General features: G+C 61.4%; 16 protein-coding genes and 2 pseudogenes. 12 read left to right on the top strand and 6 right to left on the bottom strand.

Going from position 1 to position 21,004, the window contains the following annotated elements; genetic code table 11:
• Together G3N94_RS10675 and G3N94_RS10670 are read right to left on the bottom strand one after the other, a co-directional pair.
• Nucleotides 1-163 (bottom strand): annotated as a pseudogene (locus tag G3N94_RS10675) (ABC transporter ATP-binding protein); the annotation flags it as partial.
• 10 nt (nucleotides 164-173) lie between these two features.
• Nucleotides 174-1,124, bottom strand: coding sequence for a branched-chain amino acid ABC transporter permease (locus G3N94_RS10670; protein WP_205792343.1), 951 nt, complete (start codon nucleotides 1,122-1,124; stop codon nucleotides 174-176).
• 538 nt (nucleotides 1,125-1,662) lie between these two features.
• On the opposite strand from G3N94_RS10670, the gene G3N94_RS10665 reads away from it, so the two are divergent.
• The 7 genes from G3N94_RS10665 (at nucleotide 1,663) to G3N94_RS10635 (ending at nucleotide 10,034) form a co-directional block, all read left to right on the top strand.
• Nucleotides 1,663-3,774 carry a hydantoinase/oxoprolinase family protein gene (locus G3N94_RS10665; RefSeq protein ID WP_205792342.1) on the top strand — a complete coding sequence of 704 codons (2,112 nt, stop codon included), beginning with the start codon at nucleotides 1,663-1,665 and terminating at the stop codon, nucleotides 3,772-3,774.
• 2 nt (nucleotides 3,775-3,776) lie between these two features.
• Nucleotides 3,777-5,459: a hydantoinase B/oxoprolinase family protein gene (locus G3N94_RS10660; RefSeq protein WP_205792341.1), complete on the top strand. Its 1,683-nt coding sequence runs from the start codon at nucleotides 3,777-3,779 to the stop codon at nucleotides 5,457-5,459.
• An 11-nt stretch (nucleotides 5,460-5,470) separates the two neighbouring features.
• A complete protein-coding gene (locus G3N94_RS10655) occupies nucleotides 5,471-6,301 on the top strand; it encodes an NAD(P)-dependent oxidoreductase (RefSeq protein WP_205792340.1) in 831 nt (276 codons plus the stop codon).
• 35 nt (nucleotides 6,302-6,336) lie between these two features.
• A complete protein-coding gene (locus G3N94_RS10650) occupies nucleotides 6,337-7,533 on the top strand; it encodes an FAD-binding oxidoreductase (protein WP_205792339.1) in 1,197 nt (398 codons plus the stop codon).
• Between the two features lie 37 nt (nucleotides 7,534-7,570).
• Nucleotides 7,571-8,311, top strand: a complete 741-nt coding sequence (locus G3N94_RS10645; protein ID WP_205792338.1) for an SDR family oxidoreductase — start codon at nucleotides 7,571-7,573, stop codon at nucleotides 8,309-8,311.
• 32 nt (nucleotides 8,312-8,343) lie between these two features.
• A complete protein-coding gene (locus tag G3N94_RS10640) occupies nucleotides 8,344-9,096 on the top strand; it encodes an SDR family oxidoreductase (protein WP_205792337.1) in 753 nt (250 codons plus the stop codon).
• A 185-nt stretch (nucleotides 9,097-9,281) separates the two neighbouring features.
• A complete protein-coding gene (locus G3N94_RS10635) occupies nucleotides 9,282-10,034 on the top strand; it encodes a FadR/GntR family transcriptional regulator (RefSeq protein WP_205792336.1) in 753 nt (250 codons plus the stop codon).
• Nucleotides 10,035-10,118: 84 nt separating this feature from the next.
• Here the strand turns inward: G3N94_RS10635 and G3N94_RS10630 are convergent, their stop codons facing one another.
• Nucleotides 10,119-11,345, bottom strand: a complete 1,227-nt coding sequence (locus tag G3N94_RS10630; protein ID WP_241021743.1) for a branched-chain amino acid ABC transporter substrate-binding protein — start codon at nucleotides 11,343-11,345, stop codon at nucleotides 10,119-10,121.
• 645 nt (nucleotides 11,346-11,990) lie between these two features.
• Nucleotides 11,991-12,773 carry an SDR family oxidoreductase gene (locus G3N94_RS10625; protein ID WP_205792335.1) on the bottom strand — a complete coding sequence of 261 codons (783 nt, stop codon included), beginning with the start codon at nucleotides 12,771-12,773 and terminating at the stop codon, nucleotides 11,991-11,993.
• Nucleotides 12,774-13,117: 344 nt separating this feature from the next.
• On the opposite strand from G3N94_RS10625, the gene G3N94_RS10620 reads away from it, so the two are divergent.
• The 4 genes from G3N94_RS10620 to G3N94_RS10605 all read left to right on the top strand — a co-directional run bounded on the left by G3N94_RS10620 (nucleotide 13,118) and on the right by G3N94_RS10605 (nucleotide 17,386).
• Nucleotides 13,118-13,354: a hypothetical protein gene (locus G3N94_RS10620; RefSeq protein WP_205792334.1), complete on the top strand. Its 237-nt coding sequence runs from the start codon at nucleotides 13,118-13,120 to the stop codon at nucleotides 13,352-13,354.
• 158 nt (nucleotides 13,355-13,512) lie between these two features.
• Nucleotides 13,513-14,922 (top strand): DUF4147 domain-containing protein, encoded by a 1,410-nt coding sequence (locus G3N94_RS10615; RefSeq protein WP_205792333.1) that lies wholly within the window; start codon nucleotides 13,513-13,515, stop codon nucleotides 14,920-14,922.
• A 1-nt stretch (nucleotide 14,923) separates the two neighbouring features.
• Nucleotides 14,924-16,198, top strand: coding sequence for an enolase (locus G3N94_RS10610; RefSeq protein ID WP_205792332.1), 1,275 nt, complete (start codon nucleotides 14,924-14,926; stop codon nucleotides 16,196-16,198).
• Between the two features lie 66 nt (nucleotides 16,199-16,264).
• Complete coding sequence (locus G3N94_RS10605; protein ID WP_205792331.1) at nucleotides 16,265-17,386, top strand: tyramine oxidase subunit B; 1,122 nt, start codon at nucleotides 16,265-16,267, stop codon at nucleotides 17,384-17,386.
• A gap of 252 nt (nucleotides 17,387-17,638) precedes the next feature.
• On the opposite strand, the gene G3N94_RS10600 is transcribed toward G3N94_RS10605, so the two are convergent.
• Nucleotides 17,639-19,366, bottom strand: coding sequence for a dihydroxy-acid dehydratase (locus G3N94_RS10600; protein ID WP_205792330.1), 1,728 nt, complete (start codon nucleotides 19,364-19,366; stop codon nucleotides 17,639-17,641).
• Nucleotides 19,367-19,444: 78 nt separating this feature from the next.
• Nucleotides 19,445-19,897: pseudogene (locus G3N94_RS10595) on the bottom strand (ATP-binding cassette domain-containing protein); the annotation flags it as partial.
• 337 nt (nucleotides 19,898-20,234) lie between these two features.
• Between G3N94_RS10595 and G3N94_RS10590 the strand changes: the two are divergent.
• Nucleotides 20,235-20,921, top strand: a complete 687-nt coding sequence (locus tag G3N94_RS10590; protein ID WP_346778684.1) for a TetR/AcrR family transcriptional regulator — start codon at nucleotides 20,235-20,237, stop codon at nucleotides 20,919-20,921.
• Nucleotides 20,922-21,004 lie beyond the last annotated feature (83 nt).

Genomic DNA, 21,004 nt, shown 5'->3' with positions numbered 1-21,004 from the left:
CGAAGTCGAGCACGCGGACCCAGTAGTTGCCGCCTGCTGCGCCGATGATGATCGGCGCGGCAATCACGAACGCCGCGGTGAGGATGCCGATGGTGACGGTCTTCGCGGTGTTGCGTTCTTCGACGAGTGCCATCGGGGTTTCGATCTGTTGGGTGGAATTCATCTCGCTCTCCTTATGCGCGATCGGCCACACGCTCGCCGAGCAGGCCCGACGGACGGAACACCAGCACGATGATCAGCACGATGAAGGCGAACACGTCCTGGTAGTTGCTGCCGAACACGCCGCCCGTGAAATCGCCGATGTAGCCGGCGCCCAGTTGCTCGATCAGGCCGAGGACGAGGCCGCCGACCATCGCGCCCGCGAGATTGCCGATGCCGCCCAGCACCGCAGCCGTAAACGCCTTCAGGCCGGGAATGAAGCCCATGTAGAAGTGCACGTTGCCGTATTCGGACGCGATCATCACGCCGGCGAGCGCCGCGAGCGCCGAGCCGATCATGAAGGTCGCCGAGATCACGAAGTTCGGGTTCACGCCCATCAGGCTCGCGTTATTCGGGTTCTCCGCGATCGCGCGCATCGCGCGGCCGAGCCTGGTCTTGTGGACGAGCAGCAACAGGCCGCCCATCACGACGAACGCGACGGCGACGATCACGATCTCGGTCAACGAGATCACGGCGCCCGGCGTCGTGTCGGTCGCCTTGATCACGTTGATCGGGGCGGTCGGCAGCAGTTGCGGGAACGGCAGCGGGTTGCGCGACCAGATGATCATCGCGGCCGTTTGCAGCAGGATCGATACGCCGATCGCGGTGATCAGCGGGGCAAGGCGTGGCGCGCGGCGCAGCGGCCGGTACGCGACGCGCTCGATCGTGAAGCCGACGACGGCACAGACGGCGGCGGCAATGCCAAGGGCGATCGTCAGCGTCGCGATGTTGCCGAGCTGCGGGAAGTGGTTCTGCAGCACGGTGATCACGGAAAGCGCGACCATTGCCCCCACCATCAATACGTCCGCATGCGCGAAGTTGATGATGCCGAGAATGCCGTACACCATCGTGTAGCCCAGCGCGATGATCGCGTACACGCTCCCGAGCACCAGCCCGTTGAGGATCTGCTGAATGAAAATATCCACCGACACTCCATAACGCCCCACTCAGCGGGGGCAAATTGAACGAACCCGCCAGCGCCAACCGCCGGCACAACGACGCAAGGCAAGCCCCCTCCTGGAAGCACGCCTGCAGGGCTGCCGAAACACCCCCTGCCCCCCGGTTGCGGCACTTCCTTCGCCGCCCTCAAAAATCTCCGAAAAAAATAGTTTTTGCAAATTTTTCGCGTCGCGTATAGTTACGTACAGAGGTTGACGCGGGGTGCCACCCGCCTCACAAATAACAGAAAAACACGTTATAAAACATCATCTTATCGATTGAATCCGGGTCATAACGAGGTGCCGGAAACGAAAATAAATTTGTCTCTGTTGACAGCACTGTAAGACGTCACTCATCATATGTCAACGAGCAAGAAACAGCGGTTCAGCACCCTCCGGAGATCGGGTGCGGGGCGGCAAGGATCGTGACGGGCAGCCTTTGCGCCCTCCCCACGATCCGGTGTTCGTGAATCGCGAATCCGCCTGCTGTACGCCAGGCGCATGCAATGGTTTAAACAGGAGAGTCATGGTGGCCAGTCACGACAAGGCACGAGTCGGTGTAGATATCGGCGGGACCTTTACCGATGTCGCGCTCGAACTCGGTGGGAAGCTCTTTTCCACCAAGGTCCTTACCGATTACACGGCGCCCGAGCGCGCGATCATCAAAGGCGTCAGCATCGTCGCAAGCAAGGCTGGCATCGAACTCAAGGACATCGGCGTCATCATTCACGGCACGACGCTCGCAACGAACGCCCTCATCGAACGGCGCGGCGCAAAGACGGCCTTCGTCACGACGGAAGGCTTCCGCGACACGATCGAGATGCGGACCGAGAACCGCTTCGAGCAATACGACCTGAACATCAAGCTTCCGCCGCCGCTGATCGAGCGCTGCGACCGCTTTACGCTGAGCGAGCGCATCGATGCGCAAGGCGGTGTGCTGCTCGCCCCTACTGAAGCGTTAATCGACCGCGTCGTCGATCGCGTCGAGCAAGGCGGCTATGAGAGCGTCGCAATCGGCTTCATCCACGCGTACGTGAACGGCGTGCACGAGCGCATGATGCGCGACGCGATCGAGAAGCGGTTGCCGAACGTGTCCGTGTCGGTCTCGAGCGAAGTGTCGCCGCAGATCCGCGAGTTCGAGCGCTTCAACACGGTCTGTGCGAACGCATACGTGCGTCCGATCATGAAGTCGTATCTGGACCGCCTGCTCGGCCAGGTTCGCGCGGCCGGCGCCGTGTGCCCGATCTTCATCATCCACTCCGGCGGCGGCATCGTGTCGATCGAAAGCGCATCGGAATTCCCGGTTCGTCTCGTGGAGTCTGGTCCCGCCGGCGGGGCAATTTTTGCCGCACATATCGCTGCGCGCTACGACCTCGACACCGTGCTGTCGTTCGATATGGGCGGCACGACGGCCAAGATCTGCCTGATTGACGATTTCACGCCCAAGACCGCCAACACGTTCGAAGTCGCGCGCACCTATCGATTCAAGAAAGGCAGCGGCATGCCGATTTCGATCCCGGTCGTCGAGATGGTGGAAATCGGTGCAGGCGGCGGCTCGATCGCATCGCTCGACGTGATGCGGCAAATCCGCGTCGGCCCCCACAGCGCCGCGTCGGAGCCCGGCCCCGCGTGCTACCAGCGCGGCGGCACGCAGCCGACCGTGACGGACGCCGACCTGTTGCTCGGCCGCCTCGACCCGAACAACTTTGCGGGCGGCTCCATTCCGTTGTCGGCCGACAATGCGGCCCGCGCAATGCTGGCCGACGTCGGTGCGGCGCTGTCGCTCAACCCGGAAGAAGCCGCATATGGCGTCGCCGAGGTCGTCGACGAGAACATGAGCAATGCGGCTCGCGTACACGCGGTCGAGAGCGGCAAGGATATCGGCGACTACACGATGATCACGTTCGGCGGCGCCGGCCCGCTGCATGCCGCGCGACTGTGCGAGAAGAGCGGCATCCGGAAGTTCATCGTGCCGCCGGGCGCCGGCGTGGGTTCGGCGATCGGCTTCCTGCGCGCGCCGTTCGGTTATGAAAGCGTCCGCAGCGCGAGCATGCGCTTTACCGACTTCGACGCGAACGTACTCAACGAGATCGTCGAGCAGCTCGGCGCCGAGGCAGACCATTTTGCGCGCCAGGGGTCGGGGGACGTGGAACCCGTGGTCGAGGTGAAGGCATTCATGCGGTATGTCGGTCAGGGATGGGAAATCCCGATCGCGATTCCGTATCGCCGGTTCAGCAGCGAGGATCGCGCCACCTTCGCCGAACTGTTCACGAAGGCCTACACGCAATTCTTCGGTCGTCCGATCGATGGGCTGGATATCGAGATCGTCAGCTGGGCGGTCAAGGCGAGTTCGCCACTCCCGCCGGTCGAGCGCCTGCAACTGGTCGACAGCCTCGACCCGGTGAAGGCGCAGAAAACCCGCAAGATCTTCGATGCAGCACTGCATCGCTCCGTCGAGGCCGCCATCGTCGAGCGCGGCACGCTGGGCGTCGGCGAAACCGTCGTCGGCCCGGCCATCATCGTCGAGGCCGAGACCTCGACCCTCGTCACGTCCTCGTTCAACGCCACGGTGCAGCCCGACGGCTGCCTGCTCGTGACGTCCAAAGAATTGACCGCGGCCACCGCGAACCAGGAGTAACCATGTCCCTCAACAACATCGACACCATCCACATGCAGGTCATGTGGAACCGTCTGATCTCCGTCGTCGAAGAGCAGGCGATGGCCCTGATCCGCACCGCGTTCAGCACCAGCGTGCGCGAAGCAGGTGACCTGTCGGCCGGCATCTTCGACAAGCGCGGGCGCATGCTCGCGCAGGCGGTCACCGGCACGCCGGGGCACGTCAATACGATGGCGGAAGCCGTCGAGCACTTCATGAACGAGATCGGCGTCGACCGCATGTACGAAGGCGACGTCTACCTGACCAACGATCCGTGGCGCGGAACGGGCCACCTGCACGACTTCACGGTCGTCTCGCCGTCGTTTCTCGATGGCGAATTGATCGGCTACTTCGCCAGCACCGCGCACGTGGTGGACATCGGCGGACGCGGGTTCGGTCCGGATTCGCGCGAGGTCTACGAGGAAGGCCTGTTCGTGCCGATCATGAAGCTGATCGAGCGCGGCGAAGTCAATCGCGACCTGATCAACATCCTGCGCAACAACGTGCGCGAAGCGGACAAGGTGGTCGGCGACCTGTACGCACTGGCCTCCTGTAACGAAACCGGACACAAGCGCCTGCTCGAAATGCTGAAGGAATTCGGGCTCAAGGATGTCGAGGGCATCGGCGAGTTCATTCTCGCGCGCAGCCGCGAAGCGACGCTCGAACGGATCGCCGCGCTGCCGAACGGGACGCAGTCCAATCAGATGACGCTCGACGGCTACGACACGCCGGTCACGCTGAACGTGACGCTGACGGTCGGCGACGATCATCTGCTGGCCGACTTCGCCGGATCGTCGCCGGCCAGCCCGTTCGGGATCAACGTGCCGCTGCTGTATGCGAAGGCGTACGCGTGCTATGGGCTGAAATGCATCATCGCACCCGAGGTGCCCAACAACGCGGCGTCGCTCGAGCCGTTCCGCGTGCAGGCGCCGGCCGGCTGCATCCTGAATGCGCAGCGCCCGAGCCCTGTCGCTGTCCGGCATGTGCTCGGGCACTTCGTTCCGGACCTGGTCCTCGGCGCACTGGACAAGATCCTGCCGAATCGCGTGCCGACCGAAGGTGCAGGTGCGCTGTGGAACCTGCACGTGAGCGCGCGACCGGTTCGCGAGGACTCGGGACTCAAGGGCGCCGAGATCCTGATGTTCAACAGTGGCGGCACCGGTGCGCGTGCCGAGCTCGACGGCCTGTCGGCAACGGCATTTCCGAGCGGCGTCCATGCGATGTCGGTCGAGGCAACCGAGCAGGTCGGGCCGATTGTCGTATGGCGCAAGGAAATGCGGTCCGGCTCGGGTGGCGCAGGCAAGCACCGCGGCGGCCTCGGTCAGATCGTCGAAATCGGCCCGCGCGCTGGCTATCAATTCCGCTTCAACGCGATGTTCGACCGCATCGATCATCCCGCGCGCGGCCACGCCGGCGGCAAGCCCGGCGCGGCCGGACAGGTGGAACTGTCGGACGGCACGAAGATGAAGGGCAAAGGCACGCAGGCAGTCGGCGAGTATCAGCGCGTCGTGCTGTCACTCCCCGGCGGCGGCGGCGTCGGCTCGCCGGCACAACGCAGCAAGGAAGAGCTGCTGCGCGACATCCGCAACGAATACATCTCCGAAGCGCAATTGCGCGACGACTACGGCATCACGCTCGACACGCTGAACGCGTCCGCCACCCGATAAGGAACAGTGCCATGACTGACATCACCAAACCGCCCTTCAAGAACATCCTGATCACGGGCGCCGGCGGCGCGCTGGGCTCCGTGCTGCGCGAATCGCTGCGCCCGTACGCCGAAACGCTCAGCCTGAACGGCCGCCAGTCGCTCGGCGAAGTTCGGGATAACGAAAAGCATTTCATTTGCGACCTTGCCGATCGCGACGCGGTGTTCGAGATGCTGAAAGGCGTCGACATGGTCATCCATATGGGCGGCGCACCGCGCGAGAACACGTTCCAGGTCATTCTCGACTCGAACATCGTCGGCAGCTACAACATCTACGAAGGCGCACGCCAGGCCGGCGTGAAGCGCGTGATCTACGCGAGCTCCGTGCATGCGATCGGCTTCTACGAATGCACGCAGACGATCGACTCGAACTCGCCGCAGCGCCCGGACAGCCTGTATGGCGTCAGCAAGACGTTCGTCGAAAACCTGTCGCGCTACTACTTCGACAAGTTCGGCATCGAATCCGTCTGCCTGCGGATCGGTTCGTGCTTCCCGAAGCCCGTCGACCGCCGCATGCTGGCCACCTGGCTCTCGTATGACGATTTTTCGCACCTGTGCATCCAGTCGCTGATGACGCCGAGCGTCGGCCACATGATCGTGTACGGCAACTCGAACAACAGCGCAAACTTCTGGGACAACACGCAGGCCGCGTACCTCGGCTATCGCCCGAAGGATAGCGCCGACATCTTTCGCGCGGAAGTCTATGCGAACACGGCCACGCCTGACCCGCGCCATCCTGCGGTCCGCTTTCAAGGCGGACAGTTCGCGGCAGACGGGCACTTCGAGGATCCGAAGGTCGATTGAACGGGCCCGGCACGATACTTTTGGAAGGCAAAGAGATGGCACAGCAAGCAGCAAAGGCTCACTATGACGTCGTCATCGTGGGTGGCGCCGTAGTCGGGAGCGCAACGGCGTACTTCCTCGCGAAGAATCCCGACTTCAAGGGCTCGGTGCTCGTCGTCGAACGCGACTGGACCTACGCGCAGTCCGCGACGGCGTTGTCGAGCGCTTCGATCCGGCAGCAGTTTTCGAACCCGCTGAACATCAGGATCTCGCAGTTCGGCACCGAGTTCATTCGCCACTTCCATGAACTCGTCGAGGTCGACGGCGACGCGCCGGAACTCGGCTTCAAGGAAAACGGCTATCTGTATCTCGGCGATGCAGCCGGCGCGCCGATGTTCGAGCGCAACTACATGACGCAGCGGGAAAACGGTGCCGACGTCGTGCTGCTCGACCCCGAACAGCTCAAGGCGCGCTTCCCGTGGCTCAACACGGACCAGCTGGTCAACGGCGTGTACGGGCAAAAGGGCGAAGGCTGGTTCGACAGCTACGGCCTGCTGCAGGGCATGCGCCGCAAGGCGCGTTCGCTCGGCATCGAGTACATCGAGAACGAGGTGGTCGAGCTCGTCCGCGACGGATCGCGCATCACCGGCGTGAAGCTCAAGAGCGGCGAGACGATCGGATGCGGCCTGATGGTGAATGCCGCGGGTACACGCGGGCCGGCAATGGCGCGACTCGCGGGCCTGGACATTCCCGTCGAACCACGCAAACGGTGCCTGTTCGTGTTCGACTGCCGCACGCCACTCACGGGCACGGTGCCAATGACGATCGACACGACGGGGATCTTCTTCCGCCCCGAGGGCCAATACTATCTGACCGGCTGCTATCCGGATCCGGACCCGCTCGCCGACGTCAACGACTTCGATGTCGTCCACTCGGAATTCGACGAAGTGATCTGGCCTGCGCTCGCCGAACGTATCCCGGCGTTCGAAGCGATCAAGGTCGTCAATGCGTGGGCCGGACACTACGATTTCTGCGTGCTCGATCACAACGCCATCATCGGACCGCATCCCGAGGTCACGAATTTCCTGTTCGCCAACGGCTTCAGCGGCCACGGACTGCAGCAATCGCCTGCGGTCGGCCGCGGCCTCAGCGAACTGATCACCTATGGCGAATACCGGTCGCTCGATCTCGGGCAGCTAGGTTACGAGCGCGTCGTCGAGAACAGACCGTTCCTCGAGGAGGGCGTGATTTGAATTCGCCGGGCTACACCGCACAACGAAAGGCAAGACCATGAATGCTCAATCGTACAAAGTTGCGCTCGTCACCGGTGCATCGAGTGGCATCGGACGTGCAATCGCACACCGGCTCGCCAACGAAGGCTTGAAGATCTATGCACTCGGACGCGACGCCGCGGCGCTCGACGCGCTGGCGAAAGAATGCGACGCGACACCGATTGCCGTGGATTTGCAGGACACGTCGCCGTTGCTGGAACTGTTCGATCGCGTCGAGATCGACGTAGTCGTCAACAATGCGGGGCTTCTGCCGGCGATCGCGAAGTTTGACGCGTGTTCGCCGGCCGATATCGACAGCATGATCGATGTCAATCTGCGCGCGCCGCTACGCATCGCGCATATGGCCCTCGACGGCATGCTGAAGCGAAAGCGCGGCCATCTGTTCTTCGTCGGCTCCAGCGCCGGCCGCTTTCCGCACCCGAACACCGCCGTGTACGGCGCGACGAAGGCGGCGATCAGCATGTTCTGCGACTCGCTGCGCTGCGATCTGCTCGGCAGCAACGTTCGCGTGACCGAGATTGCGCCGGGCCGCGTGCAGACGAGCTTGTATCGCACGGCACTCGGCGAGGCGGGCGCGAACGAGAAGCTGTACGACGCCTATCGCTCGATTCAGCCGGAACACATCGCCGAACTGATCGCGACCGCAATCGCGCTTCCCGACTATGTCGATGTATCAAGGATGGAAGTCTTTCCGACGGACCAGGCGGCCGGCGGTTCGCAAATCGTGTCGGTCAGCTAGTCAGCGTCTTTAGGAACGGAGAACTCTGCATCATGAAGAATCAACGCGTTGTAATCGTCGGCGGCGCATCGGGCCTCGGTCTGTCCGTCGCAAAACTGATGCTTGCCGACGGCGCCGAGCGCGTCGCGCTCATCGACAAGAACGGCCCGCTGCTCGAGGAAACCGTCCGCAACCTGACGGCCGAAGGCCATCAGGTGTTCGGTGCGGAAGGCGACATCACGCGCAAGGATTCCGCTCATGCGGTATTCAAGCAGGCGCTCGAAGCGCTCGGTCGCGTCGACTGCCTCGTCAACAGCGCAGCCATCTATCCGCGCCGTCCGTTGCTCGAAATTTCGGATGACGAATGGGATATCGAAAACGCGGTCAACATCAAGGGAACCTATCACATGATGGTGGCCGCGATCGAGCACATGCGCACGCGCCCGAAGGTTGAAGCACACGTCGCGGGCCGCATCGTGAACATCACGTCGGTCGACGCGTTCAAGGCGCATCCGCAAAACGGGCACTATGCCGCCACGAAAGCCGCCGTCGTCAGCCTGACCAGGTCGTTCGCTCAGGAAGTCGCGAAGGACGGCATCCTGGTCAACTCCGTCGCACCTGCAGGCTTCGCAACCGAGCGCGCGAAAAAGCTCGGTTTCCTCGGCGAACTTGCCGCGGCCAACCCGCTCGGCCGGGCCGCGGAACCCGAGGAAATCGCGCAGTGGGTGGTGATGATGGCAAGCAGCCGCAATACCTATGCGACCGGCGAGAACGTGATCGTCAGCGGCGGCTATATCTACGCCTGACGCAAATCAAGGAACCGGCGCTCGCCCTGCATCAGGCTGCCGGGCGGGCGCCGACCTGCCCGCGAGTATGCTAGAGTCATAATATGTCATACGGCGCAGGTCACACACACTGACAACGGGCGCCGGCGCGGTATGCCTGCATCCGTCAATTGCAGAGCCATCCTATCCTGTGTGGAGCACACGGAATGTCTCTGGACGCTGAAACTCTTCTGAAGAATGCCGCCAGTTCCGGGCGGCGGCGCAGCCTGACCGAACTCGTGATTCAGGCGCTGAACGACAAGATCGACCGCGGGGAATATCCTCGGGGCTCCAAACTACCGACCGAGCCCGAACTCTGTTCCGAATTCGGCGTCAGCCGAACCGTCATTCGCGAAGCGGTCGCCTCGCTCAAGCTCGGCCGCCGCCTGATCGCCCGCCATGGTGTCGGTGTGTTCGTCACCGATGAAACGGATCAGGCATCCGAACTGAGCTTCATCGATTCGACGACGCTGAACAACTCGATGCATGTGCTCGAGCTCCGGACCGGCGTCGAAGCGGAAGGCGCCGCCTATGCAGCCCGCCGGCGATCCGAGCCGCACTTGAAGGCACTCAAGGAAGTCTATGCACGAATGGAAATCGTCGCGATCGACAACGACGCCGAATGCGCACGTGCGGACTTCGAATTCCACCTGGCCGTCGCAACCTGCTCGGAGAACCCGCACTTCGTGGCGATCCTGCGATCGCTCGGCCAGGAGATCATCGGCGATCTGCGACTGAAGCACGCAAAGGCGAACCTGAAAGAGCGCAAGACGTATATCAAGCGCATTCAGCGAGAGCATGGCGACATCCTCGAAGCAATCGAACTTCAAGATGAAAGCGGCGCCCGCCGGGCGATGCGACGCCATCTCAACGAGAGCCTCGAGCGCTACCATCATTTGACGAGTGCCCGGCCGGAGTAATCCGGGCGACCGGTACAAGCAAAAGCGGCTCCCGGACCGCTTGTCGGAGAGCCGTTCAATCCCTGTTGGACGGACGTCTGAAGGTCAGTTCTTGATCGGTTCAACCTTGTCGCCATATGCAATGGCCTGAGGCACCCACTTGCCGGCTATCACCTTGTAGAACGTCGCAGCGGGATCCTTCATGTCACCGTTCGGCATGAACGCGATGTTCCCGGACACGCCTTCGAACGAAACCGACTTGATCAGCGGCGCATAGACCTTGGGGTCGGCCGAATTCGCCTTCTGCATCGCGTTGATCAGCACCCAGGTGGCGTCATAGGCGGACGGCGAATAGGCGACGACGCCCTCGTTGTACCTGGCCTTCATTTTCTGGTCGAAGGCCTTGCCCGCCTTCAGCTTGCTCAGCGGCACACCGTAGTCCCAGGACATTGCCCCTTCGGCGCTTTCGCCGGCCACCTTCAGGAACGTATCGTTTTCGAAGCTGCCACCACCCAGCATCGTCGCGCGGATGCCCAGCTGACGCATCTGCTTCATCACCATGCCTGCCTGCTGGTCGAGGCCCGCCCAGAAGATGACGTCCGGATTGAACGACTTGATCCGGGTCAGTTGCGCACGAAAATCCACCGCCTTGTCGGTCGTGAATTCGCGGTCAACGACCTTGCCGCCGGCGGCCTTCACGCCCTTGACGAACTCGTCGGCCATGCCCTGGCCGAATGCGGTGCGATCATCGATCACCGCAATGCTTTTGCCCTTGAGCGTCTCGACCGCTGAATGACCGGCAAGCTGCCCCATCTGGGCGTCCGAGTTCGTCACGCGAAACACGGTGCTGAAGCCCTGCGACGTCAGCGTCGGATTGGTCGCCGTCGGCGAGACCATCGGGATCCCCGCGTTGTAGTAGATCCGTGATGCGGGCACGCTGGTACCCGAATTGAAATGTCCGACGATACCGGCGACTTTGGCGTCCACCAACTTCTGCGCCACTTGCGATCCCATCCGCGGGTCGCCCTGGTCATCCTCCGCATCCAGCACAAAGCGCACCGGTTGACCACCGATCACGAGCTTCCTGGCATTCGCGTCGTCGATCGCCAGCTCGACACCTCGCTTCAAGTCGGCTCCGTAATGCGCCGACGCACCGGTCAGCGGTGCCGCGAAACCGATCGTGACGTCTGCTGCGCAGGCTCCGCCGCCGAAGGTCAGCCCAGTGACGGCGCACGCCGCCGCGATCGAAACATGCTTGACGGAAAACGGGATCTTCATTCGACACCTCAGTAAATGTAGGTAGGCCAACGCTGCCACGACATTGCGATTCATCGGACCAATACAACCTGACACGTCGCGTGCTGATGCGGATCGGGTTCACTCCGCCCTTTCGCGCGGCCGAATTAGCGTGGGTTAGAGACATCAACTTCAAGCCGCAGAGGCAGCTTAGGTGTCAAGGTATTAGGTGAGACGTCATATGTCAACAACTCAAAATCATCCCGTCACACAGGGTTTTCCTTACCGCAGGAACGATCTTGCAGACGCGGAACCAGCCGTTTTGCGACCAAGCGGCCGTGATTTCGGGAGATGTGAGCTTTGCGGGCGACTGTATGCGGCGGCGTGCCCGCCTGAAGATGGGCGATGTCGGATTCGGGAGAGGTTTGCCGGCATTTTTCAGGTCGCCGGCGGAACGGTCGCAAATGGCAGCGCCCGTTCCGGTGCTGGGTCGCCCACGCAGGCACGTAGCGATCGATTAATGTTCCGGCATGAACCGGCTGCCCTCGAGCCTTGTACGCGCGCGTGGCCAGCGCCGTACAAGTTGCAACGGTCGATTTTTCTTTTTATATCCGTGCACTACGCCGACGCAGGCGAATTTGCTGCAGAATCCTGCCCCACCCTTCAAACGAGAGTCTTCTGCTGGCGAGCGCTACTTCGGCGATCATGCGCCCCCGCGCTCGGGTATTCGCGATCGGGTTCTCAGGGTTGCGCGGCATACGACGAGTAAGCGGTTGTGACAAGCCAGCCGCAATCGATCGGAAGGGTAATCCCGGTAATCGCAGACGCCTCTGCAGAACACAGGAAGAAGATGGCCTCGGCCACCTCCGCGGGACTGACGAAGCGACGCAGTGCCGATTTCTGGATAACCGCGTCCGGATCGCGCTCGCCTGAATCGATCCGGGCCTGCATTGCAGGAGTCAGTGTGTAGCCTGGTGCCACCGCATTGACACGCACGCCTTTCGGGCCCCACTCCGCTGCCATCACCTCCGTCAGCATCTTGAGACCGGCCTTCCCGACCGCGTAGCCAATCTGCGCTGAAGGCCTGAACGTCGTCAATGAACAAAGGTTGATGATCGCCCCCGCTCCACGATCACACATCGCAGCGCCGAACATGCGCGAAGCCAGCAGGGTTCCTCGAACGTTGACGTTCATCAGCCGATCAAACTCGGCCACGTCCATCTCGAGCAGGCGCACCGCGTTCTGAAGAATCCCGCCCGAATTCACCAGCGCGTCCGGAACACCCTGGGATTTGAGGATAGCGTCGGCGAACTCCCTGATCGAACTGTCGCTCGCCAGATCCACCGGATAAAAGACAGCGTCGTGCCCGGCTCCGCGCAATTCGTCGACAACCAGCCGCCCTCTCTCCGCGTTCAGATCGCCAATGACGACTCTCGAGCCCGCCGCCGCAAACCGGCGGGCCGTCGCCTCACCGATACCACTCGCCCCACCCGTCACAACAACCAGCTTCGAATTCGTGCTCATGTTTAAACCTCAGTAAGTGGCTTCATGCACCAACCATCGCTGGCCGAACTTGATATCCCCGCGTCCGGTCCGGACCGGGCGAACCGATCTCATACCTGCGCGCCCTGCAAATATCAGTCGACCTCATGTCGACAATGTTCGTGCTCCGGCTGCACAATGTCAAGAAGTGTCGGTCGCCGAACGCGCCAAATCGCCCCCATGGTTAACCACTATGTGCTCCGCAGAGCCTTTAAATACGGGCCACTTAGCCCGTTCATCCTTCGCTTCATCTTTTTGGGATGTTGACATTGTCGTCACTTAGTCGACAATAAGTGCACACTTTACCTGACGCGTGGAGGACGACCGTGGCAGTTTTCAAGTGGTTGCTCACTGTCGGCGCCAAGACCTTCAAAGGAAGAGTCGAGATGGTCCGCACAAGCTCGAAACGCTTCGTGGCCGGTCTGATGTCCGTCCACGAGACGGCCGTGGTCTACACGCGCCCAGCCTGGCACTACGAGACCGACGCACTTCACGGCCAGCCAACCCGACGTTCCAGGCCGCTCTCACGCCTGTCGGCGGCATCGACGACACCGGATCGGTGATTGCAGTAGCAAGCCGCGCGACTTTCGAACGGTTTCGTATGAGCCGCCGAAGGAAAAACGTGCGTGTGCCGATGACATGAAATCGACGCCCGTTCGGCCCATCAACTCAAGGAACCAGCCAAAGCTGGTTCGCAACAGGATCACACCGGGTGCCAAAGATGAAGAAAATTCGTAATGCAGATGAAGTCCTCTCGCACGGTGACATGGCCTCGAGGCAAGTCGTGCTTGAGATTGCCGACCGGACGCTCGAGCGGCTGGACAGCTATCAGCGGATCCGAAGCATCATGCGCATGGAAGGCAGCGTGCTGCATATCGGCACGCGCGCCTGGGACCTGTCGCAAAAGCGCAATGTTTACCTGATCGGCGCCGGCAAAGCCTGCAACCACATGGCAATGGCGGTGGATCACGTGCTGGGCGACCGGCTGACGCAGGGGATCGCCATCGTAAAGATCCACGAAGCAACGGATCGCTTCAACAAGACCGAAGTGTTCGTTGGCGGCCATCCCCTTCCGAACGAGGAAGGCTACCGGGCATCGAAGAAAATCATCGAGATCGTCGATCAGGCTGGACCGGGAGACTTGTTTATCGCGGTGATCAGCGGTGGCAGCTCGGCGCTGATGTCATGTCCGGTCGACGGAATCACGTTGCAGGACGAGATCGATACCACCGATGTGCTGCTGAAATCCGGCGCGGGTATTGTCGAGATCAATGCCGTGCGTCGCCATATCTCCGCATTGAATGGCGGGATGCTGGCGAAGCGTATCCAGAGCGTGGGGGCCGAGCTGATCGGTTTCGGCATCAGCGACGCAGTGGGCTCGCCCGCCACCGGCGACATCGCCGTGCCCTATGCGGCCTACAAGAGCACGCCGATCGGCCCCGACCCGACAACGCTGGACGATGCGCGCGCCACGATCATCAATCGCGACGTCGCGGACCGGCTGCCCAGGAGCGTCGTCGACTATCTGATGAACGCCGGCGCAGAAGCGGAAACGCCCAAAGCGTTTCCCGACAACACCTACTTCCTGCTCAACACGCTTCCGGATTCCTGCATTTACGCAAAGGAAATCTGTGAAGAGATGGGTATTCCGGCGCTGATCGTATCGTCGTTCCTCGAGGGTGAGAGCCGTGACGCCGGAACCTTCTTCGCATCGATGGCGCGCGAGATTCAGACCTACGGCAATCCGGTCAAGCCTCCCTGCGTACTCCTCAGTTCCGGCGAGGTGACGACGCAGATCCTCGATAACAGCGTGATCAAGGGTCACGGCGGCCCGGGCCAGGAAATGGCCGTGAGTTTTGCCATCACGGCGGCCAAGACCAACGGCGCGTGCCTGCTGTCGATCGATAGCGAAGGCACGGACGGCACCGCCAAGGTCGCCGGCGGCATCACCGATTCCAGCAGCTTCAAGGCCGCGTCCGACAAGGGCATCAGCCTGTACCAGGCGCTGCGCGAGCACAGTTGCTTCGAGGCGCTCGACGCGATTGGTTCTGCCATTTTCACCGGCAACACCGGCACCAACCTGTGCGACCTGAACATTCTTTACGTTCCGGCACCGAACGGAGGCCAGTGACATGGAAGACCGCATCACATCCATCCGGGCCCAGCAGATCATCGACTGCAAATGCCGTCCCGCAGTCGAAGTCGAGATACGCACCGAGAGCGGTGCCATCGGCCTGGGGGCGGCGCCGACCGGCACGTCGGTCGGCATGCACGAGTCGTTTGTCCTGCGTGACGGCGACCCGTCGACCTATAAGGGGCTCAGTGTACACAAGGCCGTCGGCCACGCCGTCAGCACCATCGCTCCAGCGCTGATCGACATGAACGTGTTCGACCAGCGCGCGATCGACGAAAGGATGATCGCGCTCGACGGCACGCCGGACAAGCGGCGCCTCGGCGGCAATACGATCTACTCGGTATCGATCGCGGCATTTCGTGCGGCGGCGGCCGCGCGCAAGATCCCGCTCTACACGCATATCGCCGGTCGCAACATCCGGACCGTGCCGGTGCCCTGCTTCAACGTGATCAACGGCGGGCGATACGACGCGCTGACGCAGCCATTCAACGAGTTTCTGATCGTGCCCTACGGCACCGATAGCATCGATTTCGCGATCGAGATGGCGGTGGCCGTGTTTCAGAAGCTCGCCGATATCCTGACGGAGTATCTCGGACACAAGCCGCAGGTCGCCAGCTCCTACGGCTACGCCGCGCCATCGGACGATCCGGAAGTCGTGCTGACGTTGATGCAGAAAGCCATCGACGCGTGCGGTTATACAGGCCGGATCGCGTTCGCGCTCGATTGCGCGTCGAGCGAGATGTACGACAAGGAAACCCATACCTACCTGCTGAAAGGCAAGCGGGTTTCCTCCGATGCGCTGATCGCCTATGCACGGTATCTGACCGGGAAGTTCAACCTGGTCTTTGTCGAGGATCTGCTCGACGAGAACGACTGGGTGGGTTACAGCAACGCGGTTCAGGAACTTCGCCGCACCATCGTTCTCGGCGACGATCTCACTGTGACCAGCCTGCCATTGCTCAGGAAAGCTCATGAAACGCACGCTGTGGATGGCTTCATCCTCAAACCCAACCAGGTCGGCACCGTCACGGAGGCGCTGGATGCGTACCGGTTCGCCGAACGGCACGGGATGATCGCGGTGCCATCGGGCCGCTCCGGTGGCGTCGTGGACGACGTCGTGATGGATTTCTCGGTCGGCCTCGAAGTCCCGTTCCAGAAAAATGGCGCGCCGCGTTCCGGAGAGCGCATCGAAAAGCTGAATTTCCTGATGCGGGCCAATGCGCGAAGCCCCGGCTGTCGCCTCTATGACATTTCGCCACTTCTCAGATTCTGATCGACTAGACGCGTCTACGTCGACGAACTGAACAGAACGTCCACCCCTTGAAAAGAGGTTAGCCCTATGTATCCCAAGATCGACTTTCTCTATCTTTCCGAGCCCGACATGATCGCAGCCGGCGTTCTGGATGCGGCCCGCTGCGTGTCCGTGTGTGAAGAAACCTTCAGTCTGCTCGGCAAAGGCGACTATCTGATGGGTGGCGCCAATCACAACAATCACGGCATGAACATCGTCTTTCCGAAGGAGACGAAATTTCCGAACATGCCGGTGGCCGGCCCGGACCGTCGCTTTGCTGCGATGCCTGGTTATCTCGGTGGACGTTTCGATGTCTGTGGCAACAAATGGTATGGCTCGAATCACGCCAATGCCGAAAAGGGATTGCCGCGTTCGATTCTGACCATGATGCTCAATGACAAGGACACCGGCGCGCCGCTGGCCCTGATGTCGGCAAACCTGCTCAGTGCCGCGCGAACCGGGGCCGTGCCCGGCGTCGGCGCGAAGCATCTGGTCAACAAGGATGCGAAGACGATCTCGGTCATCGGCTGCGGTCCGATCAACAAAGCGTGCTTCACGTCGATCATCACGCAGCTCGGTTCGATCGAGAAGGCCATCTGCTTCGACGTCTTCCTGGACAAGGCCAACGAATTCGCGAGCTGGATCGAGGAAAAATACGGCATCAAAGCCATCGGCGTCGACGATGCCGAAAAGGGCTTCCGCGATGCCGACGTCATCACTGTCGCCGCATCACGCCTGAAGCCGCTCTATTTCAAGGACGAGTGGATCAGGGAAGGCGCAACCATTCTGGTGTCGGGTCCGTTCAATACCGACGAATCCTTCCTGACAAGTTGCAAGATCGTGTTCGATCACACGCCGCTGCAAGAAGCGTATGTCGAAGATGCCATCGCGTCGGGCAACAAGGACGCCTACTACAGCGGTGTGATCGGTGGCCCGTTCTATCGCCTGATCGACGCCGGCAAACTGCCGGCGCTCGCTGACTCGACTGGTCTGGGCGACGTCGTCAATGGCGTCAAACCGGGCCGGGAAAGTGCGAAAGAGCGCGTGATCTTCATTGCGTGCGGCATGTCGGTTTTCGACATCAGCTGGGGCCATGAAATGGTCGAGAGCGCGAAGCAAAAGGGGATTGGCCAGTCGCTGAATCTCTGGGACAAGCCCAGCGGGTTCTGATCAGGCTTGTCAAGGATGGCTTGGCGGCTCTGACTGAAGGGCCAAGCTTCCGGCGTGGCGGGCAACCGCCACGCTGAATGGGTTGATGCGATTGTCACGGCATGCAAGGTGACGGGCGACAACCTCAATCCGACCCGATAAAAGAAAGAGCGGCAAGAAGCCGCTCTTTCTCATACATCAACGCCAGCAGCATGTCCCCTCCCCTGATTGACCGGAAAAGGCCCGCTCCGGCGGGCCGACCTTCATGCTCGATTAGAAAGGACGTCGCAGCGGCGCCTCGTTACCGCTGTTTCCGACCAGGAAGTCGAAGTCGAGCCCCTTGTCGGCCTGCAGTACGTGCTCGATGAACAACCGCTCGTAGCCGCGGACGCTTGATGCTTGCGATGCCTGAAATGCGCTGCGGCGGCGCGCCAGTTCGTCATCGGACACCTGCAACTGCAACACACCTTGCTCGACATCGACAGAAATCATGTCGCCATCCTGAACGAGTGCCAACGGCCCGCCCACCGAGGATTCCGGTGAGACGTGCAACACCACGGTTCCATACGCGGTCCCGCTCATCCGGCCATCGGAAATTCGCACCATGTCGGTCACGCCAGCCGCAAGCAATTTCGCCGGAAGACGAATATTGCCAAGCTCGGGCATACCGGGGTAGCCGCGCGGTCCGATGCCTTTCAGCACGAGCACGCTATCGGCGTCCACGTCGAGATCCGGATCGTCGATCCGCGCATCGAGATCCTCGACGCTATCGAACACTACCGCCGGTCCCGTATGTTTCAGTAGTCTGGGACTCGCGGCAGATGGCTTGATGACCGCGCCGTTCGGCGCGAGGTTTCCGCGCAGGATCCGCAACGCGTTCTGGGGCTTGACCGGCTGCTCGATCGTCGAGATGACCGTCGCGTCAGCCGTTCGGATGCCTTCGAGGTTTTCGCCGACGGTCGTGCCCGACACGGTCAATGCGTCGAGATGCAGCTTGCTCCGCAGTTCTCCCATCAGCGCGCGTACACCGCCGGCGTGGTAAAACTCCTCGGCAAGAAACTTCCCGTTTGGCAGGACATTGGCCATCAGCGGAATGTCCGCACAGTTACTTTCGAAATCATCGAGCGTCAACTCGATGCCGAGCCGGCCGGCGAGCGCGATCAGATGGATGATCGCGTTCGTACTGCCGCCCAGCGCGGCATTCACGCGAATCGCATTTTCAAGTGCCCGGCGGTCGACGACTCGCGAGAATGTCAGATCCTCCCGAACCATTTCGACGATACGGCGGCCAGCCAGCTGAGACGAACCATAGCGCCGACCGTCGACCGCCGGGATCGCAGCGGTGCCAGTCAAACTGAGTCCGAGCGCTTCGGCAATCGCGCCCATCGTCGATGCCGTACCCATCGTATTGCAGTGGCCGTTGCTGCGCGACATGCCATATTCAGCGTCGAGAAACGCCGCCTTCGACATCCTGCCGCCGCGATAGTCGGCATGCATTCTGAAGATGTCGGTTCCGGAGCCCACGGCGCGATCTCCGACCCTGCCGCTGATCATCGCGCCACCATGTACAAGAATCGTGGGAAGGTCGACGCTTGCCGCACCCATCATGTAGGCGGGTGCGGTGTTGTCGCAGCCGGACAGCAACACGACCGCATCCAGCGGATTGGCGCGAAGCGTTGCTTCGAGTTCCATGCTCATCAGATTTCGGAACAGCATGCCGCTGGGCCGCATCAGCATGTCGCCGATCGACATCGTCGGGAACACCAATGGATAGCCTCCAGCCTCGAGCACACCTTTGGCGACGGCTTCCGCAATGCCCGTCAGGTGTGCATTGCACGGCACCAGATCCGATGCCGAATTCGCAATGCCGATCACCGGGCGCCCGTCGAACATGTCGGGGAGTGCGCCGCGGGCCTTCAGATGCGTCCGGTGCTCGAAACCCGTGTTATCGATGCGTCTGAACCAGGTCTCGCTACGGAGCGGACGTTTCGCTTGGGTCATGCTGCCTCCATATCAATGTCGTATCGACCATCGCTGGTCGGAATCCTTGCATGCACGTCCTGCCCGCACCGGCGAGCTTCAATGCGCGAGGATCTGCTTGAGAAACGCCTGGGTTCGAGGATGCTTCGGTTCACTGAAAAATTCCTTCGGCGCGCTGCTTTCGATGATCTGACCGCCATCCATGAACAGGACTCGATGCGCGACGGATTTCGCGAACCCCATCTCATGCGTGACGCAGATCATCGTGATGCCGTCCTCGGCCAAACCGATCATCGTGTCCAGCACCTCCTTGACCTTTTCGGGATCGAGGGCTGACGTAGGCTCATCAAAGAGCATGATCTTGGGATTCATGCACAGTGCGCGCGCGATCGCCACGCGCTGCTGCTGCCCGCCCGAAAGCTGGGCGGGATACTTGTGTGCCTGATCGGCGACCCTCACGCGCGCCAGATACTTCATCGCCCGCTCTTGCGCCTCGTCTTTCCCGATCTTCCGGACACGTCTCGGCGCAAGCATGCAGTTCTGAAGTCAGGTCGCGCGGGTGTCCCGTTCGCAGGAAACGATCTTCAATCGCTGCCAGCACCGAATCTGCCTCGAGGAGCCCTCCTCCGGACCCCGTGATTGCGATCGTTGCTCCATCGGGTATTTCCGCGACGGTCTCTTCCAGATTTTTCCATCGAGCCACGCTTCCTCCTAGCAGGTTTGATCGTTGCTCAGCCAAATACCGAACCGTATCGTTACTTGTGAAAGATCGTGCTCTCGACGAAAATGCATGTCAAGAAAAGATCTCGGGGCGCGGGTAAACGATAGATTTCGCCGTGCCCGCTTCCGTCCTTTACACTAGGCCGTTCTCCTGCATCGATATTCCGAGATGTCTACTTCCGCAGCAATTCGAGCCAGAAAAATGCGCTCTTCCGATGAGCATTCCGAGCCGCGCGCCAAGCAGATCCGCAACCCGGCGCTCACCAAGGAAAAGATTCTTGCCGCAGCCAGGGCCGAGTTTTCCGCGGTCGGACTTGGCGGTGCACGAATCGACTCCATCGCCGAAAGGGCCGGAGTCAACAAGCGATTGATCTACGAGTACTTCGAGAACAAGGACCAACTGTTCCAGTCGGTACTCGAAGAAACCTGGAGCGGGATACGGGAAGCGGAAGCGAAGCTCGACCTGAACCATCTGAGTCCGACAGAAGCGATCAAAAGGCTCATGACCTTTACATGGGACTACTATCTGGCGAATCCCGATTTCATGTCGCTGGTCAATAGCGCGAACCTCCACAAGGCACGCCACATCGTCGGTTCGAAACGGTTCAAGGAGTTGCATGTCGGTTTCATCGACATGCTTCAGGACATTCTTGACAGGGGCGTCGCTACCGGCGAGTTTCGCCCGGGCGTCGATGCTCGCCAGCTCCACATCACGCTTGCCGCGATTGCCTACTATTACCTCAACAACCGCTACACGAACGAGGTGATCTTCGGGTTCAGCTTCGTTGACAAGGAAAAACGCGCCGAGCGACTGGCGTTCAACATCGATACCGTACTTCGCCTTCTCGCTCCGTAGACGCGCGGAGGAGACCGTACCGGAAGCGAACACGCGCGGCGTATCGGCCGGATGAACGCAAAAAGCGGCTCCCGGACGGACGT

The organism is Burkholderia sp. Ac-20353 (genome assembly GCF_017104785.1).
In the GTDB taxonomy this organism is placed as follows: Bacteria; Pseudomonadota; Gammaproteobacteria; order Burkholderiales; family Burkholderiaceae; genus Burkholderia.
Note: the sequence above shows the minus strand (reverse complement) of the source record. Positions and strands in the feature narration are given on the sequence as shown.

What these genes read in the sequence shown, in the direction of transcription:
- G3N94_RS10635 (WP_205792336.1), top strand. Translation starts at nt 9,282, where the DNA reads ATGTCTCTGGACGCTGAAACTCTTCTGAAGAATGCCGCCAGTTCCGGG.
- G3N94_RS10625 (WP_205792335.1), bottom strand. Translation starts at nt 12,773, where the DNA reads ATGAGCACGAATTCGAAGCTGGTTGTTGTGACGGGTGGGGCGAGTGGT.
- G3N94_RS10630 (WP_241021743.1), bottom strand. Translation starts at nt 11,345, where the DNA reads ATGAATCGCAATGTCGTGGCAGCGTTGGCCTACCTACATTTACTGAGG.
- G3N94_RS10655 (WP_205792340.1), top strand. Translation starts at nt 5,471, where the DNA reads ATGACTGACATCACCAAACCGCCCTTCAAGAACATCCTGATCACGGGC.
- G3N94_RS10600 (WP_205792330.1), bottom strand. Translation starts at nt 19,366, where the DNA reads ATGACCCAAGCGAAACGTCCGCTCCGTAGCGAGACCTGGTTCAGACGC.
- G3N94_RS10660 (WP_205792341.1), top strand. Translation starts at nt 3,777, where the DNA reads ATGTCCCTCAACAACATCGACACCATCCACATGCAGGTCATGTGGAAC.
- G3N94_RS10640 (WP_205792337.1), top strand. Translation starts at nt 8,344, where the DNA reads ATGAAGAATCAACGCGTTGTAATCGTCGGCGGCGCATCGGGCCTCGGT.
- G3N94_RS10610 (WP_205792332.1), top strand. Translation starts at nt 14,924, where the DNA reads ATGGAAGACCGCATCACATCCATCCGGGCCCAGCAGATCATCGACTGC.
- G3N94_RS10645 (WP_205792338.1), top strand. Translation starts at nt 7,571, where the DNA reads ATGAATGCTCAATCGTACAAAGTTGCGCTCGTCACCGGTGCATCGAGT.
- G3N94_RS10665 (WP_205792342.1), top strand. Translation starts at nt 1,663, where the DNA reads ATGGTGGCCAGTCACGACAAGGCACGAGTCGGTGTAGATATCGGCGGG.
- G3N94_RS10615 (WP_205792333.1), top strand. Translation starts at nt 13,513, where the DNA reads ATGAAGAAAATTCGTAATGCAGATGAAGTCCTCTCGCACGGTGACATG.
- G3N94_RS10605 (WP_205792331.1), top strand. Translation starts at nt 16,265, where the DNA reads ATGTATCCCAAGATCGACTTTCTCTATCTTTCCGAGCCCGACATGATC.
- G3N94_RS10650 (WP_205792339.1), top strand. Translation starts at nt 6,337, where the DNA reads ATGGCACAGCAAGCAGCAAAGGCTCACTATGACGTCGTCATCGTGGGT.
- G3N94_RS10590 (WP_346778684.1), top strand. Translation starts at nt 20,235, where the DNA reads ATGTCTACTTCCGCAGCAATTCGAGCCAGAAAAATGCGCTCTTCCGAT.